The following is a 6,000-nucleotide window of genomic DNA, read 5'->3' as shown; positions in this document are numbered from 1 at the left end:
CCGCGTATGCGGCGAGCCATGCGGCGGCGGCGGCGAGCAGTGCGGCCGGCAGCGGCCTCTCCATCGACGTCAACGGCTCGGGTCTCTTCACCGACAAGATGATGCAGATCATCGCGCTCATCACCATTCTGTCGGTGGCGCCGTCCATTCTCATCATGATGACGAGCTTCGTGCGCATGGTGGTGGTGCTGTCGCTGCTGCGGACCGCGCTCGGCCTGTCGCAGAGCCCGCCCAATGCGGTCTTGGTGTCGCTCGCCATGTTCCTCACCCTGTTCGTGATGACGCCGACCCTGAAGGACGCCTACAACCAGGGCATCGAGCCGCTGGTCAACGGCCAGATATCGACCGAGGTGGCGCTCGACAAGGCCGCCGTGCCGATGAAGAAGTTCATGCTCGGCCATGTCCGCCAGGCCGACCTCAAGCTGTTCATGGACATGAGCGGCAAGAAGACCCCGGCCACCGCCGAAGCGGTTCCGATCACCACGGTGGCGCCCGCCTTCATGCTGTCGGAGCTGAAGCGCGCTTTCGAGATCGGCTTCCTCGTCTTCATTCCATTTCTCATCATCGACATGGCGGTCGCGTCCATTCTGATGAGCATGGGCATGATGATGCTGCCGCCGGTGATCATCTCGCTGCCGTTCAAGCTGATCTTTTTCGTGCTGGTCGACGGCTGGCGGCTGATCGCGGGCTCGCTGGTGGAAAGCTACATGCACGGCCCGCCGCCCGGGTAAGCTTCCCCTTCGGCACCTGCGGTTTTCGCGCGCCCGTTGGTTTGCTACGGTTTCCCGCGTGATTCGACCAAGGATTGTGCGACCGGAAACCGCGTTGCACGCATTCGCAGCAAGTCGGACAAACTTGGCCAACAACAAGCGCCGGCTGGACCGGCGCCGCTTTTCACTGGGCCGTTGAACTCCCCATCGATTTGACGGTTCGGCAGGGCCGCGGGATTCCCAGATCCTGCGGCCCGTTTGTTTTGGGGTGTCCCTTACGGATCGGGTGTTTATTTGCACCGGAGAGGTCGTATTCTCGCCGCCATGGATCACGCTCACGACCGCTTCACGCACAATCACGTTTTCCTCGGCCTCGGCCATGAGAAAAGCGAGGCGCGCGCCCGCTTGGTGACGCTGCTCACCGCCGCCTTCATGGCCGTGGAGATCGTCGCCGGTCTCCTGTTCGGCTCGATGGCGCTGCTCGCCGATGGCGTTCACATGGCGACCCATGTCGGTGCCTTGGGGCTCGCGGCCGGGGCCTATTGGCTGGCCCGCCGTCATGCCGCCGACAAGCGCTTCTCGTTCGGGTCGGGCAAGTTCGGCGATCTCGCCGCCTTCGCCAGCGCCATCGTGCTCGGATTGCTGTCGATCGGCGTCGCGGTCGAATCGGTGCGCCGCCTGCTCGAACCGGTTACGGTCGCGTACGGCGAGGCGCTGGTCATCGCCGCCATCGGCCTGCTGGTCAACATCGCGTCCGCCGCGATCCTGCACGAAGGCCATCATGATCACGATCATGACCATCATCACGACCATGACCACGATCATCATCTGCATCGCGACAACAATCTGCGCGCCGCCTATATCCACGTCGTCGCCGATGCCGCCACCAGCGTGCTGGCCATCCTCGCGCTCGGCTCGGGGCTGGTATTCGGGATCGCCTGGGCCGATCCGATCGTCGGGCTTCTCGGCGCGGCGGTAATCGCGTCGTGGGCGGTCGGGCTCACCCGCGACAGCGCCCTGGTGCTGCTCGATGCCGAAGACGATCCGGCGATGGCGCACGCCATCCGCGCTGTGGTCGAGCGCGAATTGAAGGGCACCGTGTTCGATCTGCATCTGTGGCGGCTCGGCCCCGGCCATCACGGCCTGATCGTGTCGGTGGCGGGCGGGGCGGCCGATTGCGAGCGCCTAAAGGCCCAGCTGCACGAGCGCTATCCCAGCCTCAGCCACATTACGGTCGAACTGGCGCTGTGCCCCGATTGTGCCAAGGTCCCTTGACGGGATCGCCGCCGCCCGGTTTGCTGTAGCGGGTGGTGGAGCGGGACGCGTCATGGCGGAGTGGGCGGTCGAGTTAAGCGGCGTCAGCAAGCGCTTCGGCGATTTCACCGCCGTCGACCATCTCGACTTGAAGCTGCCCAAGGGGGGCATTCTCGGATTTCTCGGTCCCAACGGGGCCGGCAAGACCACCACGCTGCGCCTGATGCTCGGCCTGTTTCAGCCCGACGACGGCGAGATCAAGGTGCTGGGCGGGCCGGTCGGCAAGGCGCGGCCGCGGATCGGTTTCCTGCCTGAGGAGCGCGGCCTTTATCGTCGCGTCCGGGCGGAAGAGGCGATCGCCTATATCGCCACCTTGAAGGGCCTTTCCCGGCGCGAGGCATTGCAGCGGGCACGGGCCCTGCTCGAACAGTTCGGTCTCGGCGCCTTCGCCCGGGTGCGGGTGGAGGGCCTGTCGAAGGGCATGGCGCAGAAGGTGCAGCTGCTCGCTGCGGTCGCCCACGATCCCGATTTCGTCATCCTCGACGAGCCCTTCGCCGGCCTCGATCCGGTCAACCAGACCGATCTGCAGGCGTTCCTGGTGGCCCTGGCGCGCGACGGCAAAACCATCCTGTTTTCGACCCACACCATGGAACATGCCGAACGGCTGTGCGACCGCCTCGTGATCCTGGCCAAAGGCAGGAAGCGCTTCGAAGGCACGCTCGATGAGGCGCAGCGGCTGCTGCCGCGCCGCGCGCGCATTGCCGCGGATGCCGATCTGTCGTTCCTCGCTGCGGTGGAGGGCGTTGCCGAGGTGATTGCGCCCGAAGACAAGGGGCGGACCTGGATCGTGGTGCTGCACGAGGGCGCCGATGGCCGGGCGGTGTTGAAAGCCTGTTTCGAGCAGGGGGTGGTGCCCGATTTCTTCGATCTTAATCCGCCCAGCCTGACCGAGGTGTTCGTGGCCGTCGTCGAGAAGGCAAACCAGGAATGATCCGGCGCACCCTCATCATCGCCGCCCAGGAATTCGTCAAATACGTGACGCGGCGGGGCTTCATCATCTCGCTGTTGATGATGCCGCTGATCCTGGCGCTGTCGGTCGGCGTTTCGAGCTTCACCTCCGGCCATTCGCGCACCAACGTGATGACGGTGATCGATCTCGAAGGCGGCTACGCGGCGGCGGTCGAACAGGCGGTGGCGCGCGACGGCGCCAAGGCCGACCTCGAAGCGCTCGCCGCGTATGCTCACGCCAACGTCGATCCGCTGGTGCTGCGCCGCAAGCTTGCCGATCTCGACCACCTGTTCGCCGATCCTGAACGCATCGCGACGGTCAACGCCTTTGCTGCGGCGGGCGGCTGGCAGCCGGCGTTCGCGCGGCTGTCGCCGTATTTGAAAGCCGGCGCGCCGGTGTTCACCCCGCCCAAGCCCGCCGTCGTCGTGATCGCGGCGCCGGCCGATCTCATCGACAGTTTCGCCCGCGACCGTGGCGATGCCGCCTATGCTTATCTCAATGGCGAAATCGCGGTCACCGCGGCGGGCCGGCGGCTCAATTCGATCGTAGTGATCCCGAAAGGCTTCGGGCCGGGCGCGGCCGTCGCGGCCAAATATTGGAGCATCGACAACGAGCAATCGACCGGGCTGGTGCGGCGCGCCCTGACCGACGCCGTCCGCCTTGCCGCGATGCGTGCCGCCGTGCCGGCAGACTTGCGCGCCAAGATCACGCTCGACGTCGATGCGGCGCTGGTGGAAGTCGATCCGATGAAGGGTCGCGAGGTCAACTGGAAAGACAAGGTCGCCCAGCTGGTGCCGATGGGGCTCGCCTTCCTGTTGTTCCTGGTCGCCTTCTCCGATGCGGCGCTGCTGCTGCAGGGCGTGGTCGAAGAAAAATCCACCCGCATGATCGAGGTGCTGTTGTCCTGCGCCTCGCCGCACGAAATCATGACCGGCAAGCTGATCGGGGTGGTGGGCCTGGCGCTCGTCACCATCGCCGGCTGGGGCGTCATCGGCTTTCTGATGGCGGCGGGTTTTTCGAGCGAGGCGCTGGCGGTGATCGCCACCGGCCTTGCCTCGATCCTGCCGATGCTGCCCTTGATCCTGCTCTATTTCCTCTGTGGGCTGATGATCTATGCCGCGATCTATCTCGGCATCGGGGCGACCACCAATTCGCTGCCCGACGCCCAGGCGCTGATCGGGCCGGTGTCGATGATCATCTTCCTGCCCAACATGCTGCTCGGCGCCCTGGTGCAGGACCCCAACGGCACGCTGGCGCAGGTATTGTCGTGGATTCCGATCTACACCCCGTTCTTCATGCTGGTGCGTCTGCCGTTCCACCCGGCGCCGGTAGAGCTGTGGACGACGGCGATCCTGACGCTGATCACGACGGCGCTGTTGATGCGCCAGATGGGCCGCGTCTTCGCCCGCCATGTCCTCTCAACCGAACGCCCGCCGAGCTTCGGCAAACTGGTCCGGCAGGTGTTCAGGCTCTAGCGGCGCTGCGCTGCTTGGGACGACGGCTCTGATGGCGTTTTCCCTGCGCCGGCTTGCCTTGCTGCGGCTTGGCAGGACCTGCTTGGCCACGGCCGCCGCGGAAGGGGCGCTTTTTGGCGTAGTCGCGGGTCGGGGCCGGCTCGGCGGGCAGGGGCTCGCCTTGGGCCACCGTCAGGCGCTGCTTGGTCAGCTTTTCGATGTCGCGCAGGAAGGCGGTTTCGGAGCCGTCGCAGAAGCTGAGGGCGACGCCCGACGATCCGGCGCGCGCGGTGCGGCCGATGCGATGGATGTAGCTTTCCGGCTCGTTCGGCAGGTCGAAATTGATGACGTGGCTGATCTCGTCGACGTCGATGCCGCGCGCCGCGATGTCGGTGGCGACCAGGACGCGCACCTCGCCCGACTTGAAGCGGGAAAGCGCGCGCTGGCGGGCGTTCTGCGATTTGTTGCCGTGAATGGCGTCGGCGGCGATGCGGTTGTGTTCCAAAACTTCGGCGACGCGGTTGGCGACATGCTTCATGCGGGTGAAGACGATCACCCGGGTCATCGCGGAGTCCTTCAGCAATTGCACGAGAAGCGCGCGCTTGTCGCCGGCGGGCACAAAATAGACGCGCTGCTCGATGTTCTCGGCGGTGCGCTGCGGCGGGCTGAGATCGATGCGGTGCGGCTGATGCAGGATGAAGCGGCCGAGTTCTTCGACATCGGCGGGCATGGTGGCCGAGAACATCATGGCGTGGCGCTTTTTCGGCAGCGCCGCCTCGATTTTGCGGATGTCGCGGATGAAGCCCATGTCGAGCATGCGGTCGGCTTCGTCGAGCACCAGGTGACTGACGCTGTCGAGCCGCACGGTGCGCTGCTGCAGATGGTCGAGCAGGCGGCCGGGGGTGGCGACCAGGATATCGACGCCTTCGGCCAGCGCCTTGATCTGCGGCCCGATCGAAACGCCGCCAACAGTGACGACGGCGCGCACATGCGAATGGCGGCTGTAGGTGCGGATGTTGTCGAAGATCTGAATGGCGAGTTCGCGGGTCGGGGCGAGGATCAGGGCGCGTACCGATTTCGGCGTCCGCGCGCCGTGCTGGCGCATCAGCATCGCCATCAGCGGCAGCGCGAAGGCGGCGGTCTTGCCGGTGCCGGTCTGGGCCAGCGCCAAGAGATCGCGGCCCTTCATCAGTTCGGGAATGGCGGCCGCCTGGATCGGCGTCGGCGTGGTGTAGCCGGCCTCATCGAGGGCGGAAAGAATGGTCTTGGGAAAAGAGAAAGAAGCAAAATCAGTCACGAGTCGTCCTTGCGCAAAACCGGCGCAGGCGCGCACGGGGAGCGTTGTTGCCGCGTCCCATGCACGAGAGGATGAACGGAAAGTTGGTTGAAAGCTCGCGTTAAGCCCAAAGGGCGACGTGCAGCCGCGAGAGCGCGGGCCACTAGCCTTGTTTTGTAGGGATTGTCAACTAAGGCCGGTGTGTGGCGATGCCTCCAGCGTGGCGAACTGTGATGTGAGATCGCCACTGTCATCGCCCGCCAATGCGGGCGACCCAGGTTAAGTCTGTCGCGATCT

Annotated in this window: 5 protein-coding genes; 4 read left to right on the top strand and 1 reads right to left on the bottom strand. The window is 65.5% G+C overall.

The genetic code is table 11. From position 1 onward, the window contains the following. The 4 genes from fliP to AC1P6P_RS04885 form a co-directional block, all read left to right on the top strand. The coding region (fliP, locus tag AC1P6P_RS04900) for a flagellar type III secretion system pore protein FliP (protein ID WP_481401318.1) at positions 1-731 on the top strand (731 nt) is incomplete at its 5' end. Positions 732-1,034: 303 nt separating this feature from the next. Next, positions 1,035-1,985: a CDF family Co(II)/Ni(II) efflux transporter DmeF gene (gene dmeF, locus AC1P6P_RS04895; RefSeq protein WP_481401317.1), complete on the top strand. Its 951-nt coding sequence runs from the start codon at positions 1,035-1,037 to the stop codon at positions 1,983-1,985. A 52-nt stretch (positions 1,986-2,037) separates the two neighbouring features. Beyond that, positions 2,038-2,955, top strand: a complete 918-nt coding sequence (locus AC1P6P_RS04890; protein ID WP_481401316.1) for an ABC transporter ATP-binding protein — start codon at positions 2,038-2,040, stop codon at positions 2,953-2,955. Beyond that, positions 2,952-4,448: an ABC transporter permease gene (locus AC1P6P_RS04885; RefSeq protein ID WP_481401315.1), complete on the top strand. Its 1,497-nt coding sequence runs from the start codon at positions 2,952-2,954 to the stop codon at positions 4,446-4,448. Before AC1P6P_RS04890 ends, AC1P6P_RS04885 begins: the two co-directional genes overlap by 4 nt. Here AC1P6P_RS04885 and AC1P6P_RS04880 read toward each other — a convergent pair. Continuing rightward, positions 4,438-5,724, bottom strand: coding sequence for a DEAD/DEAH box helicase (locus AC1P6P_RS04880; protein ID WP_481401314.1), 1,287 nt, complete (start codon positions 5,722-5,724; stop codon positions 4,438-4,440). The genes AC1P6P_RS04885 and AC1P6P_RS04880 overlap by 11 nt on opposite strands. Positions 5,725-6,000: the final 276 nt, after the last annotated feature.

Source organism: Rhizomicrobium sp., from assembly GCF_056722145.1.
The sequence above is the reverse complement of the archived record's forward strand: the minus strand, read 5'-3'. Positions and strand labels throughout refer to the sequence as shown.

Bases quoted from the DNA above. Each gene is read 5' to 3' on its own strand.
- dmeF (WP_481401317.1), top strand. From the start codon at position 1,035: ATGGATCACGCTCACGACCGCTTCACGCACAATCACGTTTTCCTCGGC.
- AC1P6P_RS04890 (WP_481401316.1), top strand. From the start codon at position 2,038: ATGGCGGAGTGGGCGGTCGAGTTAAGCGGCGTCAGCAAGCGCTTCGGC.
- AC1P6P_RS04885 (WP_481401315.1), top strand. From the start codon at position 2,952: ATGATCCGGCGCACCCTCATCATCGCCGCCCAGGAATTCGTCAAATAC.